Source organism: Bacillus marinisedimentorum (assembly GCF_001644195.2).
Classification (GTDB): Bacteria; Bacillota; Bacilli; order Bacillales; family Bacillaceae_O; genus Bacillus_BL; species Bacillus_BL marinisedimentorum.
The window spans coordinates 1-19430 of the sequence record NZ_LWBL02000058.1 but is presented as its reverse complement, the minus strand read 5'-3'; the positions used below and the strand labels follow the sequence as shown (position 1 = coordinate 19430).

17 protein-coding genes are annotated in these 19430 nt (G+C 44.9%); 9 read left to right on the top strand and 8 right to left on the bottom strand.

The window, feature by feature from the left end:
* The first annotated feature begins 144 nt into the window (after positions 1-144).
* The 7 genes from A4U59_RS16895 to A4U59_RS16865 all read left to right on the top strand — a co-directional run bounded on the left by A4U59_RS16895 (position 145) and on the right by A4U59_RS16865 (position 7389).
* A complete protein-coding gene (locus A4U59_RS16895; RefSeq protein WP_066174980.1) occupies positions 145-1410 on the top strand; it encodes an ABC transporter substrate-binding protein in 1266 nt (421 codons plus the stop codon).
* Positions 1411-1586: 176 nt separating this feature from the next.
* Complete coding sequence (locus A4U59_RS16890; RefSeq protein ID WP_066174908.1) at positions 1587-2561, top strand: carbohydrate ABC transporter permease; 975 nt, start codon at positions 1587-1589, stop codon at positions 2559-2561.
* The gene (locus A4U59_RS16885; protein WP_066174904.1) at positions 2561-3382 is read left to right on the top strand and encodes a carbohydrate ABC transporter permease; all 822 of its coding nucleotides are present in this window, start codon (positions 2561-2563) and stop codon (positions 3380-3382) included. Before A4U59_RS16890 ends, A4U59_RS16885 begins: the two co-directional genes overlap by 1 nt.
* 84 nt (positions 3383-3466) lie before the next feature.
* Positions 3467-4465: a Gfo/Idh/MocA family protein gene (locus A4U59_RS16880; protein ID WP_066174902.1), complete on the top strand. Its 999-nt coding sequence runs from the start codon at positions 3467-3469 to the stop codon at positions 4463-4465.
* Between the two features lie 27 nt (positions 4466-4492).
* The gene (locus A4U59_RS16875) at positions 4493-5218 is read left to right on the top strand and encodes an SDR family oxidoreductase (protein WP_066174900.1); all 726 of its coding nucleotides are present in this window, start codon (positions 4493-4495) and stop codon (positions 5216-5218) included.
* A 35-nt stretch (positions 5219-5253) separates the two neighbouring features.
* Complete coding sequence (locus A4U59_RS16870) at positions 5254-6162, top strand: ROK family protein (RefSeq protein ID WP_245680579.1); 909 nt, start codon at positions 5254-5256, stop codon at positions 6160-6162.
* A gap of 372 nt (positions 6163-6534) precedes the next feature.
* A complete protein-coding gene (locus A4U59_RS16865) occupies positions 6535-7389 on the top strand; it encodes a glycerophosphodiester phosphodiesterase (RefSeq protein WP_066174899.1) in 855 nt (284 codons plus the stop codon).
* A gap of 518 nt (positions 7390-7907) precedes the next feature.
* Here A4U59_RS16865 and A4U59_RS16860 read toward each other — a convergent pair.
* Positions 7908-8549 (bottom strand): hypothetical protein, encoded by a 642-nt coding sequence (locus A4U59_RS16860; protein WP_083270917.1) that lies wholly within the window; start codon positions 8547-8549, stop codon positions 7908-7910.
* A gap of 632 nt (positions 8550-9181) precedes the next feature.
* On the opposite strand from A4U59_RS16860, the gene A4U59_RS16855 reads away from it, so the two are divergent.
* Positions 9182-10024 carry a nuclease-related domain-containing protein gene (locus A4U59_RS16855; protein ID WP_157888214.1) on the top strand — a complete coding sequence of 281 codons (843 nt, stop codon included), beginning with the start codon at positions 9182-9184 and terminating at the stop codon, positions 10022-10024.
* A gap of 795 nt (positions 10025-10819) precedes the next feature.
* Here the strand turns inward: A4U59_RS16855 and A4U59_RS16850 are convergent.
* Genes A4U59_RS16850 through A4U59_RS16820 form a run of 7 tightly spaced genes read right to left on the bottom strand, consistent with a single transcriptional unit; the run spans position 10820 to position 17894 of the window.
* Entirely contained in the window at positions 10820-11806 is a 987-nt protein-coding gene (locus tag A4U59_RS16850; protein WP_066174896.1) for an ABC transporter ATP-binding protein, read from the bottom strand.
* Complete coding sequence (locus tag A4U59_RS16845) at positions 11769-12782, bottom strand: ABC transporter ATP-binding protein (RefSeq protein WP_066174895.1); 1014 nt, start codon at positions 12780-12782, stop codon at positions 11769-11771. The genes A4U59_RS16850 and A4U59_RS16845 overlap by 38 nt, the downstream gene beginning before the upstream one ends.
* 17 nt (positions 12783-12799) lie before the next feature.
* Positions 12800-13618 (bottom strand): creatininase family protein, encoded by an 819-nt coding sequence (locus A4U59_RS16840; RefSeq protein WP_066174893.1) that lies wholly within the window; start codon positions 13616-13618, stop codon positions 12800-12802.
* Between the two features lie 14 nt (positions 13619-13632).
* Positions 13633-14499 carry an ABC transporter permease gene (locus A4U59_RS16835; protein WP_066174890.1) on the bottom strand — a complete coding sequence of 289 codons (867 nt, stop codon included), beginning with the start codon at positions 14497-14499 and terminating at the stop codon, positions 13633-13635.
* Between the two features lie 6 nt (positions 14500-14505).
* A complete protein-coding gene (locus tag A4U59_RS16830) occupies positions 14506-15456 on the bottom strand; it encodes an ABC transporter permease (RefSeq protein ID WP_066174889.1) in 951 nt (316 codons plus the stop codon).
* A gap of 49 nt (positions 15457-15505) precedes the next feature.
* Complete coding sequence (locus tag A4U59_RS16825) at positions 15506-17101, bottom strand: ABC transporter substrate-binding protein (RefSeq protein ID WP_066174887.1); 1596 nt, start codon at positions 17099-17101, stop codon at positions 15506-15508.
* A 19-nt stretch (positions 17102-17120) separates the two neighbouring features.
* A complete protein-coding gene (locus A4U59_RS16820) occupies positions 17121-17894 on the bottom strand; it encodes an IclR family transcriptional regulator (RefSeq protein WP_066174885.1) in 774 nt (257 codons plus the stop codon).
* 480 nt (positions 17895-18374) lie between these two features.
* Between A4U59_RS16820 and galE the strand changes: the two genes are divergently transcribed.
* Entirely contained in the window at positions 18375-19388 is a 1014-nt protein-coding gene (gene galE / locus A4U59_RS16815; protein WP_066174883.1) for a UDP-glucose 4-epimerase GalE, read from the top strand.
* Positions 19389-19430: the final 42 nt, after the last annotated feature.

Genomic DNA, 19430 nt, shown 5'->3' with positions numbered 1-19430 from the left:
CCAAAAATCTGCAGGTATTAACAAAAAAGTGCTAGTAATCGCCGCGTTGTTTTCAGAACATTCATGTTACATTTGTTACTGATAACGCTTTCATACAAAACAAAGGGGGTCTTTTCATTGTTACGAAAGGGCAAATTGATTTTAATGCTGATGCTTGCATCTGTGCTTGTGCTGGCAACGGCCTGCTCCGATTCCACTGGCGGTGACGGCGGCGGAGATTCGGCTTCGGGCGGCGGCGAGAAGCTTGATATTTTCAGCTGGTGGACAGGCGCTGGTGAGGAAGACGGCTTGAAAGCATTGATTGAATTATTCAAAGAGAAACATCCTGATATTGAAGTGGAAAACGCTGCGGTTGCAGGCGGTGCCGGCACAAATGCGAAAGCTGTCCTGGCGAGCCGCATGCAGGGCGATGATCCGCCAGCGACATTTCAGGTACACGGAGGCGCCGAGTTGAACGAAGGCTGGGTGGCAGCCGACAAGATGGAGCCGCTCAATGATTTATACGAAGAGCAAGGCTGGAATGACAAGTTCCCAAAAGAACTGATCGACATGGTCAGCAAAGACGGAAACATCTATTCCGTGCCGGTTAACATCCACCGCGGAAATGTGCTCTGGTACAACAAAAAAGTGTTTGAAGAAAACGGCGTAGAACCGCCGACAACATTCGATGAGTTTTTTCAGGTGGCTGACAAGCTCCAGGAAAACGGCGTAACACCGCTAGCACTTGGAGATAAAGAACCATGGACGGCAACTCATTTATTCGAGACGGTATTGCTCGGCGAACTCGGCCCGGATGATTACAACAAGCTCTGGACAGGCGAGCTTTCTTTCAAGGATGACAAAGTGGTTGAGGCAGTCGAAACGTTCAAGAAAATGCTTGGCTACATCAACAAAGATCACAGCTCCCGCAATTGGCAGGACGCTTCCCAGCTTGTCGCAAACGGCGATGCTGCCATGAACGTGATGGGTGACTGGGCAAAAGGCTATTTCGTCAATGACTTGAACCTGAAAGTGAACGAAGACTTTGGGTATGTCCCGACACCGAATACAGAAGGCACCTTCATGGTCATCACTGATACATTCGGCCTTCCGAAGGGCGTAAGCAACCCGGATGATGTCAAAAAGTTCCTTGCAGTACTTGGTTCAGTTGAAGGGCAGGATGCGTTCAACCCATTGAAAGGTTCCATCCCGGCCCGTAAAGATGCTGATGTCTCTAAATACGACCAGTATGGCAAAGACACAATCGAAGACTTCCAGAATGCTTCCCTGACTCCGAGCGTAGCGCACGGTTCTGCTGCTCCGGAAGGATTCCTGACAAAGCTTAACCAGGCGATCAACATCTTTGTGACACAGCAGAATGTCGATCAATTCGTTGACACGCTTGATCAGGCTTCAGGCGAATTGAAGTAAGCAAGTATAGAGAAAAGGGAGGAGGAAACCGCTCCCCCTTTTCTTTTTTTAAGAACGATTCTCATAAAAATTGGAAACCCGCAGAACGCTTCCCCGGCTTCGGGGGATCTGCTGATCCGATTTCACAACAAGGGAGCCGGGCATCGAATGCCGCGCCCAATTAAGGAGGGAATGCAATGGCAGAGCCGCAAACACAAACGGGAGTCAATCCGAATAAGAACATCATCATTCCCAAAAAGAAAAAACGGGTGACGAAGGATAACATCACCGCCATTTTATTTTTGATTCCTTCCGTCGTCATGATTGCCATTTTTGTATACGGATTCATCGGATGGACAGGGTATGTGTCTTTGAGCAACTGGAACTCGCTCGTGCCCGACTTTTCATTTGCCGGTTTTGATAACTATAAGTACCTGTTCAATGATTTCAGGTTCCAGGCTGATTTGCGCAATACGATCGTCTTCACAGTCCTTTTCATCGGAGCGGTCATCTTGCTTGGCCAGTTCCTCGCTGTCATGCTTGACCAGAAGCTCAAGACGGAATCGCTGTTCCGCAACATTTTCTTTTTCCCGATGGCTATTTCGTTCGTCGTCACCGGTGTAGTGTGGCAATGGCTGTTGAACCCGTCAACAGGCGTGAATCTGTTTCTGGAAAAATTCGGCCTGCAGCCGTCCTGGTACACAGACACGACTGTCGTACCATCGATAGCACTCGGTAAAATCGAATTCGGCATCCCGCTGGCCCTCATCGCCGTTGTGATAGCGGCCGCCTGGCAGATGACCGGCTTTTCGGTTGCGATGTACCTTGCCGGGCTGCGCGGAATCCCGGAGGAACTGAAGGAAGCGGCCCGCATCGACGGTGCGACCGAGTTCCAGGTGTACCGGAAAGTCATTTTTCCGATGCTGCGCCCGATCACTGTCAGTGTCGTCATCATCATGGCGCACATTTCATTGAAAATATTTGACCTGATCTACGCGATGACAGGCCCAGGCGCCAACTTTGTCACGGACGTGCCGGGCGTGTACATGTTTGAAACGACGTTCCGAGGCAACTATTACGCCAACGGTGCGGCGATTGCAATCATCATGCTGCTGTCCGTCGCAATATTCATCGTTCCGTACTTAATCAACAGCAGAAAGGGTGATGCATGATGACGATGAAGGCAATCTCACGGCCGCTGATATACCTTGTTCTGATTTTACTGAGCCTGTTTTACCTGATGCCGATCTATGTCATGCTGATCACCAGCCTGAAGCCGCTTGACCAGGTTACGCTCGCAAAAATGTGGGAACTCCCGCAGGCACTTGATTTTTCAAGCTACCAAATCGCATTTGAAAAGTTGGCGCCGAACTTCATCAACACCCTTTACCTTGTCATCCCGGCGACGATTCTTTCGGCGCTGCTCGGTTCGATGAACGGCTATGTGCTGTCAAAGTGGAAGTTCAAAGGGGCGGACATGCTGTTCACGATGATTCTGTTCGGCATGTTCATCCCGTACCAGAGCATCCTGATCCCGCTGATCCAGTTCCTCAGAGGCATCGGGCTATACAACACGATTCCGGGCCTGATCTTTGTGCATGTCGTGTACGGGATCCCAATTACAACGCTCATGTTCCGCAACTTTTACGCGAACATCCCGATGGAAATGGTCGAAAGCGCCAAGATTGACGGGGCCGGGTTCCTCGGCATTTACCGCCATATCATCTTCCCGCTGTCGATCATCGGCTTTGTCGTCGTCGGCATCTGGCAATTCACGAACATCTGGAACGAATTCCTGTTTGCCGTCACGATCACGACATCGAACCAGCAGCCGGTCATGGTTGCGCTCCAGAACCTTTCCGGAAGCCAGATCGTCCAGTGGAACGTGCAGATGGCCGGGGCCCTGCTAGCCGCACTCCCGACCTTGCTCGTCTATATTTTCCTCGGCAAGTTTTTCGTGAGGGGGCTTCTGGCCGGCTCGGTAAAAGGCTAACATTCATCTACAGAAAAAAGGCAGCCGGAAACATGCAGCAATTCTTTCCGCCTGCCTTTTTATAAATAAAAAAGAGGTGGAACCATGCAAGAAACCGTAAAATGGGGAATTTTAAGCACCGCCAGAATCGCCCGCACCCAGCTGATCCCGGCAATCAAAAACGCACAAAACGCGGAAGTGTACGGGATTGCGAGTGAGAGCGGAAAGGCGGGGGAAGCAGCGGAAACGCTCGGCATCCCGCACGCCTACGGCAGCTACACCGAATTGCTCGATGATGAAAACATTAATGCCGTCTACATCCCGCTTCCGAACAGCCTGCATGCAAAATGGACGATCGAAGCGGCCAAACGCAGCAAGCATGTGCTCGTTGAAAAACCGGCGAGCGTGAATGTGTCGGAAATGGAAGAGATGGCAGCGGCGTGCCGGGAACATGACGTCATTTTCATGGAGGCGTTCATGTACCAATTCCATCCGCAGCACATGCGCGTAAAAGAAATCGTTGCTGCCGGAGAAATCGGGGACATCAAGCTGATGCGGTCCACATTCTCGTTCCAGCTTGACCTGACAGGGAAAAATATCCGCCTTGAGCGCGGCCTTGGCGGCGGCAGTTTGTATGATGTCGGCAGCTATTGCATCCATGCAAGCCGCAACATTCTTGGCGGTGAGCCGGCAAGCATCTATGCGGCGGCCGCAATTCATCCGGATCATGGCATCGACACGTCTGTGAGCGGCGTCATGACATTCGGAAATGTCCTGGCCGAGTTTGACTGCAGCTTCGAACAGCCGCAGCGCGACAGCTACGAAGTCGTCGGCACAAAAGGAACGATCGAGGTGCCGTACGCATTCCGGCCGGATAAAAATCCGGACGGCGGAGAAGGCAAACTCATCATCAGGAACGAAGCGGGCGAGCGGGTTGAAACGTTTGCTGCTGACCAGTATGTGATCCAGGTCGAGCATTTTTCCGATTGTGTGAAAACCGGCAGGAAACCGGAGTATCCAGCCGAAGCAGCAATCCAAAACATGAAAGTGATCGAAGCGTGTTATACATCCATTGAAAATGCCATGCCTGTCAAGATCGACTAAAATAGTACGAAGCGGAGGAATCAAACGATGGAATTACAGGGAAAAACAGCGATTATAACCGGAGCAAGCAAAGGTGTCGGCAAAGCGGCCGCACTGAAACTCGCCGATGAAGGCTGCAACATCGTCCTGGCTGCCCGTTCGGAAAACCTTCTGCAGGAACTGGCCGGCCAGATTGAAGAGAAAGGGGTAAAAGCCCTATCGCTTCCGCTCGACATTTCAAAAGAAGAAGACGTCCGTTCACTCGTCGATAAAACGATCAGCACGTTCGGCAGCATCGACATCCTGATCAACAATGCCGGTGTCGGCGTCTACGGTCCGATTGAGGAGATCACGGTAGAAGACTACGACAACATGATGAACATCAACATGCGCGGCACGTTCCTGTGCTCAAAATTCATCCTGCCGGAGATGAAAAAACAGAGATCCGGCCATATCCTGAACGTCGCATCCGTCGCCGGCCTGCGCGGCCTGCCGAATGAAGCGGTCTACTGTGCAACCAAACATGCCCAGCGCGGCTTCGCCCAGTCACTCGACTACGAAGCACGCCCGCACGGCATCAAAGTGAGCTCCGTCTCACCGGGCGGCATCAACACCGAATTCGCCATCGGAACAGGCCGGACAAAAGGCGATCCGGAGCTTGAAAAATTCCTCACTGCGGATGAAGTGGCCGATGTCATTCTTTATACGTTAAAACAACCGGAAAACTCACGTATCATAGAAGTGACAATGCGCCCGATGTCGGAACCGCTCTAAGACTTTGCTTGATTCCCTGAAAGGGGGATTGGAAAATGATGAAGAACAAACTAAGTATCGGCGTCGACATCGGCGGCACAAATGTGAGAGCCGCCCTTGTCGATGAAAAAGGAACCATCATAAAAGAAGTGAACCGCAAAACGGAATCCAGCAAGGGGCCTGACTTCATACTGGATAAGATTGCAGACATGATCCGTGAAGTGAAACAGGCACATCCTATCACCGGAATCGGCATCGGCTCCCCGGGCCCGCTTGATCCGTTTTCGGGCATAATCCTTGATCCGCCCAACTTGCCTGCCTTACATAACACCGAGATTACGAGCATCTTTGAAAAGGAATTCGCTGTCCCGGTCATTCTGGATAATGACGCCAACGCAGCTGCACTCGCTGAAGCGAAAGCCGGGGCGGGGCAAGGGCATGACAGTGTCGTCTATATCACGGTCAGTACCGGCATCGGCGCCGGAATTGTCCTGGACGGCAAAGTCGTACGCGGTGCACAGGGGAATGCCGGGGAAATCGGGAATATGATTGTGCTGCCCGGCGGCCTGAAGCAGTCGAACTTGAATGCCGGTTCCCTTGAAGCCATGTCGTCAGGCACTGCCATTGCCCGGGAAGGGAAAAACCGGCTCGGTCTCACTGGCGGTGCGGAGGAAGTGTTTGAGCTTGCCAGACAGGGCAATAACCAGGCAACCGAAATTATCGGGGAAGCGATGAACTATCTTTCCATCGGGATCGCCAACGTCATGCATACGGTAAACCCGGACATCTTTGTGCTTGGCGGCGGGGTGATGGAGCAGAAGGATATGGTGCTGCCGATGGTGCGTGAACAAACTGCGGAGTATCTTTATGCGAGTATGCAAGTCGACTTGAAAATTGAACATGCCGCACTTGGGACGAAGGCCGGTGTGATTGGGGCCGGGTTACTGGTTTTTGAGGGCATATAATGTGGAAATAGGATTCTGATATCCGTGTAAACTATCATAGATATCAGAATCCTTTATATATGTTGGAAAGCCGAAATAATTCAATTTTAGAGAACAAGTTTACTGATGAACGAGTAGAAGCGGCTTTTAGAAGCATGGTTTCCTATTTTCTCTTTCTTCAACAAAGGAACTCGCAAATTCATCCACAAAAGAACCAGGGCTTACTTAAATCTGAATACATTTACCTGGAAATTTACATATCTTCAAAAGTGACCAGGCACAAATCCCTCTTATTATTTAGAATAATTTACCATCCCTTTAAACTCGCTTAACACCTTGCCCCTATTATGATAGATGAAAGCTTTCCAATCTATCAAAAAGGGAGATGAACGGATGTTTGCGGTTGATCTTAAAAAAATGGTGATGACGGCAACAGTGGCAACAGGACTCATGACGGGTGTAGTATCAGGTCATCCTGCTCATGCGGAAGGATCGGAAATGGGAGCAGAATCATCTTACCGGGTTGAGACAGTGGCGCACCGGGGAGCCTCAGGCTATGCGCCGGAAAACACGATGGCAGCCTTTGAGAAAGCGGTCGAAATGAAGACCGACTACATCGAAATTGATGTCCAGATGAGCAAAGACGGAGAACTGGTGGTCATCCACGATACAACGGTAGACCGGACAACAGATGGCACCGGCAAAGTCGGCGGTCTCACAATGGAGGAATTGAAAGCCCTTGATGCAGGCAGCTGGTTTGCGGAGGGATTTGCCGGTGAACCGATTCCGACGTTTGAAGAAGTACTTGATACATACAGGGGGAAAACCGGCATCCTGATAGAATTGAAAGCGCCGTGGCTTTATCCGGGGATTGAAGAAAAGGTGGCCGCGGAACTGCAGGAGCGCCAGATGGACAAGCCAAACAATGAAAAGATCATTTTGCAATCCTTCGATTTCAACTCGATGAAAAAGATGAATGAACTGCTGCCCGATGTGCCGATCGGGGTTCTGACGTGGAAAGCACAGGATTTAACAGATGTATCGCTTGCAAACTTTGCAGATTATGCAGATTACGTGAATCCGAGTTACGGACATGTGGATCGTGACCTTGTCAACCGGGTGCATGAGTTAGGGATGGGAGTTATGACCTGGACAGTCAGGGATGTGTCTTTGACAGCCCCGCTTCTAGAAGCAAAGGTAGATGGGATAATTACGGATTATCCGGATTATGTACCGATGAATAAGTAGGTAAAAGAAGAAAGCATGTAAGGCGGCCGGAGGGTCGCCTGATTTTTTGCAATAAACTACTGTATTGTATCGCCAGGCGATATGTTCCATGCTGTTCGCTTAGTAACGGTTTAACCAATACCGCATGCGATCCGGAATTTCCGGCAAGATGTTCCCCTGGATAAACCGGTTTCTTCAACGTATCGGGGGGCGATACAGGACGTTATTGTAACCAGGTAAAGCGGTAGGGCAGTCTGAGATACCCCTCTATTCATCATTAATCTATGTCAGCCTGGCAGAAAGTATCTTGCCCGCCGATATGAATCGGACAAACAACATCCTTTACCAAATGCTAATGTGTATCGTCACCCGATATGCATTTTTACAGCGCATAACATAGCTTAATGATTTAAGGGGGATTAATGCGGATGAGTAGATGTTAGCAAAGGTGAGGCATTGTACAGGGGAAAAAAGTAGAAAGCATTTAAAGGGGAAATAAAAAAGCGGCTCAAGAATATTTCTCAGGGAAACTTCCAAAATCAAGAGCCGATCTGTTTCTTAAGCCGTTCAATATCCATATCATGCCTGCTCGTCTGATTGCGCAAATAGTCGATATCAAAAGCGATATGGTCGATTTTCTTTTGTGTGCTTTTCAGAATAACAACAACATCTTCCTGCTGGGCCTTTTCCATTCGATCAAGTTGCTTGGACAAATCCCTTATTTGGTGGTTGACAGATTTGAACTGACCATCCATGGAGTCGAAACGCTTATCTACATCTGAAAATTTGTTATCGATTTGAACAAACTGTTTATCAACAGATTCAAATCTGTTATCGACTTGATCAAAACGCTCATCAATAGCAGCAAACCTATTATCAATCTGATCAAAACGCTCATCAACGACAGCAAACCTATTATCAATCTGATCAAAACGCTCATCGATGACAGCAAACCTATTATCAATCTGATTAAAACGCTCATCAACGACAGCAAACCTACTATCGATCTGGTCAAAACGCTCATCAACGGCAGCAAACCTACTATCAATCTGATCAATACGTTTTTCCATTGTACTGAATTTACTGTCCATCTCATCGAATCGTCTATCAATGGCCTCAAACCGTGTATCCATTTTCCCGAACTGTTCGGTTAAAAACTGCATCAGTTCTGTTTTTTCCATGGCGTTTTCACCTCCTTTTTGAAAAATGGTTGTTGTTTTTAATTATAAAGGACGAGTCCCGTGTTTAAAAGAAAAGTCATCAAGTTTGTAGATTTGACTAATAGTGAATCTGGATATTGATTGGGCAGTCGGTAATGAATCCCTACTAGGACCGATACTGAAGCCAAAGTGGAAGGAACTATAACGGGTTTTTATAATTATGTAACGTAACCAGGGTGAAAGGGAACTGAAACGTTGTGTTGCATCGGCCGGCAATACATGGTCGGAAACAATGTGAATACCTTTTGAAAGTGGTAAGATCAACGGGATTCATAGATACATATTCGGTACATAATAATGTAAAGCTTGTTGCATATCGGATAGGTAAACTTATTCCTTGCGACATATCGGTGGGCGATATGAATGCAATGCAGAGGGGAACTGGTTTAAGAAAAGGGCATCAACTATATATCTGGATGCTATTCTTTTAGTTTGTATGTAAAATCGCCACATCGTGGTGCTGAGTTGTGGTGCCTGACCCCCGGCGCGTTAACGCGCCGGGGGTCAGGCACCTTTTTGCACGCAAAAGGTAAAAAACACCAAAATTCTACCGATAAAAAATGTACCGATACTTATATATGGAGGCGATCAACATGTCCGGAATAAACAAGATGCTTATAGCAGCAGCAATCATATTTTTAATTATACCGATAATCTTAATCGCACCTGCTCTATTTGCATTCATCATTCTAGCCGGAATTATATATCTAAGAATAAAATACCCGGAAATCAAAGGAGCAGTAGCGGAAAGGTATGTTAATCGAATATTAAGCAATCTTGGTCCAAACTATACACTGTATCAGGACCTTTATGTACCCAATGGAAAAGGAGGGACCACTCAGGCCGATCACGTGGTCACATCACCATTTGGCATCTTTGTTATCGAAACCAAGCATTATAAGGGATGGATTTTCGGCAACGAAAAGCAGAAGTACTGGACCCAGGTAATATATAAACGGAAAGAGAAATTATATAATCCCATCTGGCAAAACTATGGCCACATCCAGTCCTTGAAGAACTATCTGGGGAATGAAGACAGTGAATCTATTCATTCCATTATTGCGTTTTCCAATCAGTCAACTTTTAAGTTTAAGGAAGAGTTCAAATCGGCAAGAGTCGTCCAGTTTCCGCAATTGCTACACGTCATCCAAGAACAGAACACCCATAAAATAAGTGGCCAAAAACTTAGAGAAATCAACCGAAAATTAGACCGTTTAGTTATAAAAGATAAGAAAGAAAAGAGACGGGTCAGTAAGTTACACGTAGAATCAATCAAATCCAGCCAATCAGAAAAAGTAAGACAAATAAATGATTCCCGAGATCGGAACATATGCCCGAAATGTGGTGGATCATTATCATTGAAGAAAGGGAATTTCGGTTCGTTTTATGGGTGCAGTAACTATCCTAAGTGCAGGTATACAAAGACGGTTTCTTGATCAAACAGAAAAGATGCCTGATCTTAGACACTTCAGAAAACAGTCTCCCATATAAAATGCAATACCATATCGCCACCCGATATGGTACTCCAAATTAACATATAACAAGCTACTGCTCAATGTACTTAAGGAGAGTATTACCAAAGAGGATTTTGATGGTAAGCGGATGTATCGACTGGCGATATAACAAAAGAATGAAGTCAATTGAATCTACTCAGCTTTGGAAAGTTTAGTCTATCAGAAAGGCTGACGCCTTGTTATAAAACGTATCGCGGGGCGATATGGGTGATAGTCACTACATATCGGTTTAAAAAAAGGGTATCGCCTTCATTTTTGGCAAACGATTCGTTTCGGTTTGTATGTAACAATGTATATCGCCTGCCGATATGCCTCATATTGAATTGCCTGCACCGGATCTTTAACGTGCAGGGGTCATGCACCTTTTTCGGACATCCACTATTACTGGAGAAAAAGAGCTGGATAATCGTTTGTGACATTGCCAGGGACGTCTTTGTGAAGACGGGTGGCAGTGAATAAGGTGCCTGAGCGGCTTTAGAGCAGCAGAGGCACCTTATTTCTATAGTGGATATCAATTCACAAATAAATATAGTATACAAATGAAAAAGATTCTTTCTGATAAAATCTATATAGTGACTTTGGATGCTACAACAGGCAGATTCATCCTACTTCCCTCTGTGCTTCTTAAAAGAAAGGTATGCAAGGTGAATTACAAAAAAGGAATGCCTTTTTCGAAATCAACACTAGCGTTTAACACAGCCTTTCTTTAATAACTTTTCATGCAAAGTGACAAGCAACCTTGTGGCCGCTCTTTTTAAACTCAAGATTAGGTGATTCAACTTTACAAATATCTTCCGCGATAGGACACCTTGTGTGAAATTTACATCCGTTTGGCGGGTTGCTCGGACTGGGAAGTTCACCCTTCAACTTGATTCGGTCTTTCTTTTCATTTGGATGTTCTTTAGGTATGGAGGAAAGCAGTGCCTGTGTGTACGGGTGAAGCGGCTCGGCGAAAATTTCCCTTTTGGGTGCGACTTCCACAATATTACCGAGATACATGACAGCGATCCGATCACTTATATGCTTTACAACTCCTAAATCATGGGCGATAAACAAATATGAAATTCCCAAATCTTTTTGCAGATCTTTCAGCAAGTTGATGATTTGTGATTGGATCGATACATCCAGTGCTGAAACCGGTTCATCACACACAATCAATTTTGGTTCCAAGGCGACAGCTCTGGCGATGCCAATCCGTTGTCTTTGACCGCCGCTAAATTGGTGGGGGAATCTTGATGCGTGGTCCGGGCTAAGTCCAACACGTTCAATCAAATTCATTGCGATTTCATTTTTTTCTTTATTGGATAAAGAAGGACGGTGGATCGTTAATGGTTCTTTAAGTATGTCGATGACTTTTTGCCTTGGGTTTAGAGAAGAATAGGGGTCCTGGAAAATCATTTGAACGTTTTTGGAATACTCTTTTTCGGCATTGCGTTTAAAGTCGCTAATGTTTTTTCCATAAAAGGTTATTTCTCCAGAAGTAGGTTTAAGTAAGTTTACGACCATGCGGCCCAATGTGCTTTTTCCGCAGCCGCTTTCTCCTACTAGTCCGTATGTTTCCCGTTCACTTAATTCCAGGTTCACTCCGTCGACAGCTCTAAGGGATTTATGGTTTTTTTTCAATAAGCCCTGATTAATAGGGAAGTGTTTTTTGATTTGTTTGATTTCAAGCAAAGGTTCCAATGTTTTCACCACTCTTTTCATTCATCACCTGTTTATAATGCCAGCATTTTACTGAATGACTCTCGTTTATTTTTTCTACACCAGGTTCTTCTGAAATACATTTATCAGTTGCAAACTGGCATCTGGGATGGAAACGGCACCCAGCCGGCATTTCTTCGGGGGAAGGGACATTGCCGGGAATGGAGAAGAGGTTGGATTTGTCATCACCTATTTTTGGCACGGACTCCAGTAATCCTATCGTATAGGGGTGAGCACTTGTGTCAAAAAGTTCTACTACACTTGCCTCTTCAACAATCTGTCCTGCATACATGACCACAACTCTGTCACACATTTCAGCTACAACGCCGATGTCGTGGGTGATCAACATTATGGAAGTTTGCATATTTTCTTTTAATTCTTTCATAAGGTCCATAATCTGCGCTTGAACCGTTACATCTAAAGCAGTCGTAGGCTCATCAGCAATTAAAAGGTTAGGGCTGCATGCAAGGGCTATGGCTATTACTACTCTTTGTCTCATCCCGCCGGAAAGTTCATGAGGGTATTGCCTGTATCGCTCTTCAGCGCTTGGTATGCCTACTGATTGCAATAAATGAATAGACTTTGCCCTGACTTGTTCATCAGACATATTTGTGTGCAGCTTCAAAATTTCATCAAGCTGATAGCCGATGGTAAAAGCGGGATCTAGTGAGCTCATAGGGTCCTGGAAGATCATTGAAATATCTTTTCCTCTGATTGCCCGTAATTTCTTCTCACTTAATTCTACAAGGTTTTGATCTTTAAATAATATTTTTCCTTCAGGTATTTTCCCCGAAGGAGAGGGGATAAGCCCCATGATAGCCAGGGATGTGACACTTTTTCCACAGCCGCTCTCTCCGACGACACCAAGGGTTTCCCCATTTTTTATGAAGAAATTGATATTGGAAACAACTCTGTTTGTTTTTTTACCGTTTGAAAATTCGATTGAAAGATTTTGCACTTCCAGAAGGTTGTTTGTCATGTGAAAGGCCCCCTTTATCACAAGTGATGATTGACTCTTGGATTAAGGCTTCGGTCTTTGAATATCTTGATAAATTCAATTAGGCCCTCTACTGCAGCATTTAAAATTTTTTCGCCTTTTTCCTTTGTTGAAGGTGTAGGATCGCCCAGGGTGCCGGTTTCTGAAATTGTACTCCAGTAAGGCATCATTGCGACGATGCGCCCATCCCCTTTTCCAACTAAATCGAGCCAGAAATATTTAGAGGTTTTAAATTTATCAAGATCTCTTACGGCCTTATCCATTTGGACAAGGTCTTCTTTAATTGCCAGGTACATGGAAGTTTCCAATTCTCCTGCATGATTTATTCCGCCAGGATTTTCAGAATCGCGGATTTCTTCCATTAAATCGATAACAGGCTGTAAATCCCAATGGGAAAGAGAGGCACATTGCACGTCTGGGTATTTAAGATTAACCTGTCTGGCAGCTACTTGAAGTAAGGAGACATTACTGCCATGTCCGTTAAAAAATAAGATTCTTTTATAACCTTGATGTGCGAGGCTGATACCAACATCCACGATGTAATTTATAAAAGTGGAACTGCTTATCGAAATAACACCGGGAAAATCCATTTGGTGCGGAGCATAACCGTGATTTACGGGTGGAACTACGACCACTTTATCTGAGAGCTCTTTTCCCGCTCTCACACAAACTTCGTTTGCAAGGATTACATCGGTTTCAACAGGGAGATGGTGGCCGTGTTCTTCTATCATTCCGATGGGAACGATAGCAACTCGTTCCTCTTCAACTGTTTCTTTGATTTCCGGCCAGGTCATTTCGCCAAATAAATATTTTTTCATTCTAAACCCTCCAATTAATCTATTTTGGGATCCAAATAATCTCTGAGTCCGTCTCCCAGCAGATTAAGTCCCAAAACGGTTATCATAATCGCTAATCCTGGAAAAATGGTAATCCACGGGGAGTCAATCATATATTGTCTTCCATCATACAAGATGTTTCCCCAGCTTGGATTCGGCTGTGGAACTCCAAGGCCAAGGAAGCTTAATGCAGCTTCTGCCAGGATTGCATATGCAAAATATGTAGTCATTTGAATCAGTAATGGCGACATGCAGTTGGGGAGGATGTGCTTGAATAAAATTCTTGCCCTGGAACCTCCCATTACTTTGATTGCATCGACATATTCTCGCTCCTTAACAGACAGAACCGTCCCCCTTATTAACCTTGCAAACATAGGGGTATAAACAATAGCCAGGGAAAGAATAATGTTTTGTGTGCTTGTTCCCAGTGCGGCCATTAATGCAATGGCAAATAAGATAGGCGGAAAGGACATTAATCCGTCGACAATCCTCATTAAAATGCTATCTGTAATTCCACCCAGGTATCCGGATATCAACCCCATCATGACACCAATCGTTGCCGATATTAAAATCGTGGTGAAGGAGATAGACACTGAAACTCTGGCTCCATATAGTACCCGGCTGAAGATATCTCTCCCGTATTCATCTGTGCCAAATAAATGCTCAGAACTGGGCGCGGCATTCAGCTTGGAGTAGTTGACATCATCTATGGGGTGATAGGGAGCAATCAAGGGTGCGAATAAAGCAATCAATACGACTGTTCCTATTATGATGAGCCCGATTACACCTTGCTTTTGCCTGGAGAACCCTTTCCAAACGGTTATTGCTAAACTGTTTTCTTTTTGTGCAACTTTACCATCCAATCTTTATCACCCCTTACTGTAATTGATTTTTGGGTCAAAATAGGTGTAAAGAAGGTCGACGATCAACGTAATAAACACATAAATGGTGGCAATGACTAAGATGATTCCTTGAATGACAGGGTAATCCCGGTTCAATACAGACTGAATCATCAGTTGGCCGATGCCTGGGATGCTGAAAATAGATTCCACCACAACAGTGCCGCCCAGCAATAGGCCAAAATTAATTCCGATAATGGTGATGATTGGCACCATGGCGTTTTTTAAACCGTGTCTGAAAATCACTCTAAATGGAGGCGCTCCTTTGGCTTTTACCATTCTAATGTAATCTTGTCTCAAAACATCAAGCATACTTGACCTTGTCATCCTGGTGATGATGCCGGCCTGGATAAAGCCAAGAGAAAATGCAGGCAGAGCCAGGTGTTGAATGTTTTGGAAAAAATTTTCTGTAAACGAAATGTATCCCGTAGATGGGAACAGGCCAAGGTTAAGGGAAAAGACCATAATAAGGATCAATGCTGCCCAAAAGTTAGGTATTGAAATACCGATAAGCGCTACAAGCATAGATGCAAAGTCCACACTGGAATTGTGTTTGACCGCAGCCAGCACTCCAAGAGGAATCGCAATCAATATGGAAATGGTGATGGCGTATATAATCAAATTCAGTGTGGCTGGAAGCCGGTCTGCAATTAAAGAAAGAACAGTTTGGCCGGACACCAATGAAGTTCCCAGATCACCTTTAATCATATTCATGAACCATATGGAGAACTGGACAAGTAATGGTTCATTCAGCCCCATTTCCTGCCTCATCACTTCAAGTTGTTCAGAAGTGGCCTGTGAACCTAGCATGACTGCTGCAGGGTCTCCTGGAATGAAATGAATAATCAGAAAGACTACTATAGAAACAGTAAGTAAAACGGGAATTAATGATAAGAGCCTTTTTACTATATAGCTCGCCATCTATGCGTTACCTCCTATCAAAACAGGAGGGAAATCTCCCTCCTGTATGTTAATCATTCAACCAAACATTCCACAACCGGGGATAACCGGCACTCCACGTTTCATATCCCTGGACTTTTGGTGAGTACGCTTCTATCACTGGATAGAAATACAGGGACATGAAAGAAAGATCCTCTTGTAATAGACTTTGGACTTCTTCGTAAATTTCTTTTCTTTTTGCTAAATCGGTTTCCGTTATGCCTTTTTCCAGTAGAGCATCCATTTCTTCACTCTTATATCCGTTATAGCTTGAACTGCTGTGCAAGTAAGCATAATAGATTTGGTTCGGATCCGGCCTGGGAGTAATATGGCCGTTTAACAGATGGTAATCACCCGTTACCCACTTATCGGAAATGAAAGATGCCCATTCCACAGCGTCCACTTTAACGTTCAGCCCGATTTTTTTAAGCTGTGACTGCATGACGAGGGCGGTTTTCTCATGATGGTCGTAGGCAGTACTCGTGGAAATCGTGATTGGTTCACCATTATAACCTGCTTCTTTGACCAGTTTTTTTGCTTTTTCAATGTCCTGTTTGTAATCTGTTTGATGTACATCTGAAGACCATTCTGTTCCCGGGAATACCGGGGAAGGTGCAGGTTCCCCCAATTTCCGTGTTGCAACGTTTACAATCTCTTGTTTATTGAGAGCATAAGCAACTGCCTTCCTCATTTTTGGATCATCAAAAGGCGGTTTTTTCATTCCAAATTGCAGCATGCCCCAGTTCATGGATGGTTTCATAGATACTTGAAGGTTTTGTTTTTGTTTTAGACGATCATAGTCTTTCGGCAGGATATCAAGGACCAGATCAACTTCACCCGTTTCTAACGCAGTTAATCTGACAGAGGCTTCGGAAATCGGCTTAAAGATCACCTCGTCAACGTACGCTGTCTTCTTTCCGCCAAACCCTGATGCTTCACTATCTATTGGTTGATAATCTTCAAATTTCTTAAGAACAAGCTGTTTTCCCTGTTCCCATTTTTCAAATTTAAATGGTCCTGTTCCAATAGGCTCTTTTATATCTTCGCCATTGGCCCCTGAACTTTTTGGAATGATCACTGCAGGATTGAACGGATTAGCAAGCGAACCAAGGAACACGCCAGAAGGGTTTTTTAAGTGAAAAGCAACCGTATAATCGTCTACTACTTCAATAGAGTCCACCATAGAGAATTCAGTTTTTCGCGGGGATACTTCAATAAATCTTTCAATTGAGTATTTTACATCTTCTGCCTTCATTTCATTTCCATTGTGAAATGGTACGCCTTCTCGAAGATTGAATGTAACCGTTTGGTTATCGTCACTTACTTCCCAATCTTTCGCAAGCATTGGAACCACTTTCATGTTTTCATCAATGGTTACCAGCATTTCCTGGACATGAAGTAGAGGGATTCGATCTGAAAGTACTGTGGATTTATGTAGGTCTAATATGGTTAAGTCAGCACCTGAAGCAACAGTGATAGTGCCGCCTTCTTGAGGTTCAGTGGAGTTTTGGCCTTGTGTTTTCCCGTTTTCTTGATTTTGAGAAGTTGAAGTTTCTTTAGATTGGCTGCAGCCTATGGTTAAAAGGACTAAAAACAATGAAACAAAAAAGATTTTCCATATTCGCATGTATTTCCCAGCTCCCTTTTTATATCATTTTTTTGAAACCCAACTCTTTAGATATCTCATCGGCAGTATTATTTAGTTCGTTTAAGAGGTTTTCTTCCATTTCTTCTTTAATAAAATAATCTGGACCTGAAATAGCAATTCCCCCTACCATTTTGTGTTCGTAGTTAAACAGGGGCTTAGCGAATGCTTTCACACCTAGTGAAAGTTCACCTTTTGACACGGAATATCCCCTTTCCTTGATTATGTTTAATTCATTCAATAAAACCTCCTTTTCAGCGATTGTGTTAGGTGTGAAAAGCTCCAGATCCTGAGAAATGATTTTTTCAATTTCTTGTTCAGGCAATGCTGCAAAAATTGCTTTGGACAGTGCGCCCGCATAAATGGGTAATCGCTGCCCGACTTTTATCTCATGCCCGAACCTGTGAAAGGATTCGATATTGATTAGACACAGAGCTTTACCCCGATCATAAACACTGAGATTGGTATTTAACTCAGTTGTTTTTGCCAATTTTTCCAGGAAGGGTGTGGCAATGGACACAACGTCAGTTGACTGGACTACAACTCCCCCTACACGCACAAATTCCATTCCTAATTTAAATTTGCCGGTTTTGCTGTCTTTTTCAATATAGCCGCGGTCGATCATTGTTTTTAAGGAACGGTGTACAGTGGCATTGGCAAGGCCTGTTTTTTCAGCAATTTCCACTAATGTCAACAAAGGTTCTTTGAATGAAAAGGATTCAATAATATCGAAAGCTCGGTCTAAAGCACGAATACTGTTTTTTTCAATTGCCATTACTACGATCAAACTCCTTTAGTTTTCATCTAGTGAAAACAGTATTTCATTTTACGCTTTTAATACTAACACATAATTCTGAAAATTCAATACTTTATTTTGATTTAAATCCATCCATATCCAGTTAACCCCTACCTTAATATACATAAATTCCCAATATATCAATGAGAGGTTGTTTGCGGTTGATTCAGACAATATGAAGGCGGCAGCAGTCGTAAAAGGACTCATGACAGGGGTGTAGTGCCCTTTAGAATAAGACAAGATAAACGGGATTTTGTTAGGAAAAGAACTGGACAACTAGTGCCAATTTAAAATAGAAGTAAAACTTCCTGGAAGCGGCAGTGGCGCTTATCTGCAGATACCCCCTCACCTCTGGGGTGTTGCGTTCAGATCACTTCCAGCCCGTAATTGTAAAACAAACGCAAACTATATATACTGGAATAGAGTATTTAACTAAAACGCAACCCTGGAGGTATCACAATGCCAATCTTAGTGACAGGCGGGGCCGGTTATATCGGGAGCCACACGGTTGTGGAGCTGCTGAATAACGGTTACGAAGTTATCATTGTCGATAATCTATCAAACAGCAAGGAAGAGGTCCTTGACCGGATTCGCGACATTACCGGCAAGCCGTTTACCTTTTATAAAGTGGACCTTCTTGATAAAGATATGCTTGATGAAGTGTTTGCCGGCCATGAGATTGAAGCTGTCATTCACTTTGCCGGTTTGAAGGCGGTTGGCGAGTCAGTGGCAATGCCGCTAAAGTATTATCACAATAACGTTACCGGAACCCTTATGCTGACCGAAGTGATGGCGAAACATAACGTGAAGAAGATCGTCTTCAGTTCTTCGGCGACGGTGTATGGGATGCCGGAAGAAATGCCGATTTCAGAAAACTTTCCGCTCGGTGCCATCAACCCTTATGGCCGCACAAAACAGATGATTGAAGAAATTCTCAAGGATCTCTATACGGCCGATAGCGAGTGGGGCATTGCACTGCTTCGTTATTTCAATCCAATTGGGGCGCATCATAGCGGAAAAATCGGTGAGGATCCGAATGGAATTCCAAATAACCTTCTGCCATATATCGCACAGGTAGCTGTCGGGAAACTTGATGAACTAAGTGTGTTCGGAGCGGATTACCCTACGAAAGACGGCACGGGCATCAGAGATTATATCCATGTAGTGGACCTGGCAAAGGGGCATTTGAAAGCACTTGAAAAAATCGCTGATACTACTGGAGCTGAAGCGTATAACCTTGGAACAGGAAATGGCTACAGTGTGCTTGAAATGGTGAAGGCATTTGAGGAAGCATCAGGAAGGAGTGTTCCATATAAAGTGGGTGACCGCCGTCCGGGTGATGCGGCTGTTTCCTATGCGGACCCGTCAAAAGCGAAAGAAGAGCTGGACTGGGAAGCTGAAAAAGGCCTGAAAGAAATGTGTGAAGACTCCTGGAGATGGCAGTCGAACAACCCACATGGATACAGTAATTGACACAAAAGGCGGAACGCATGTGCGTTCCGCCTTTTTGAGGTA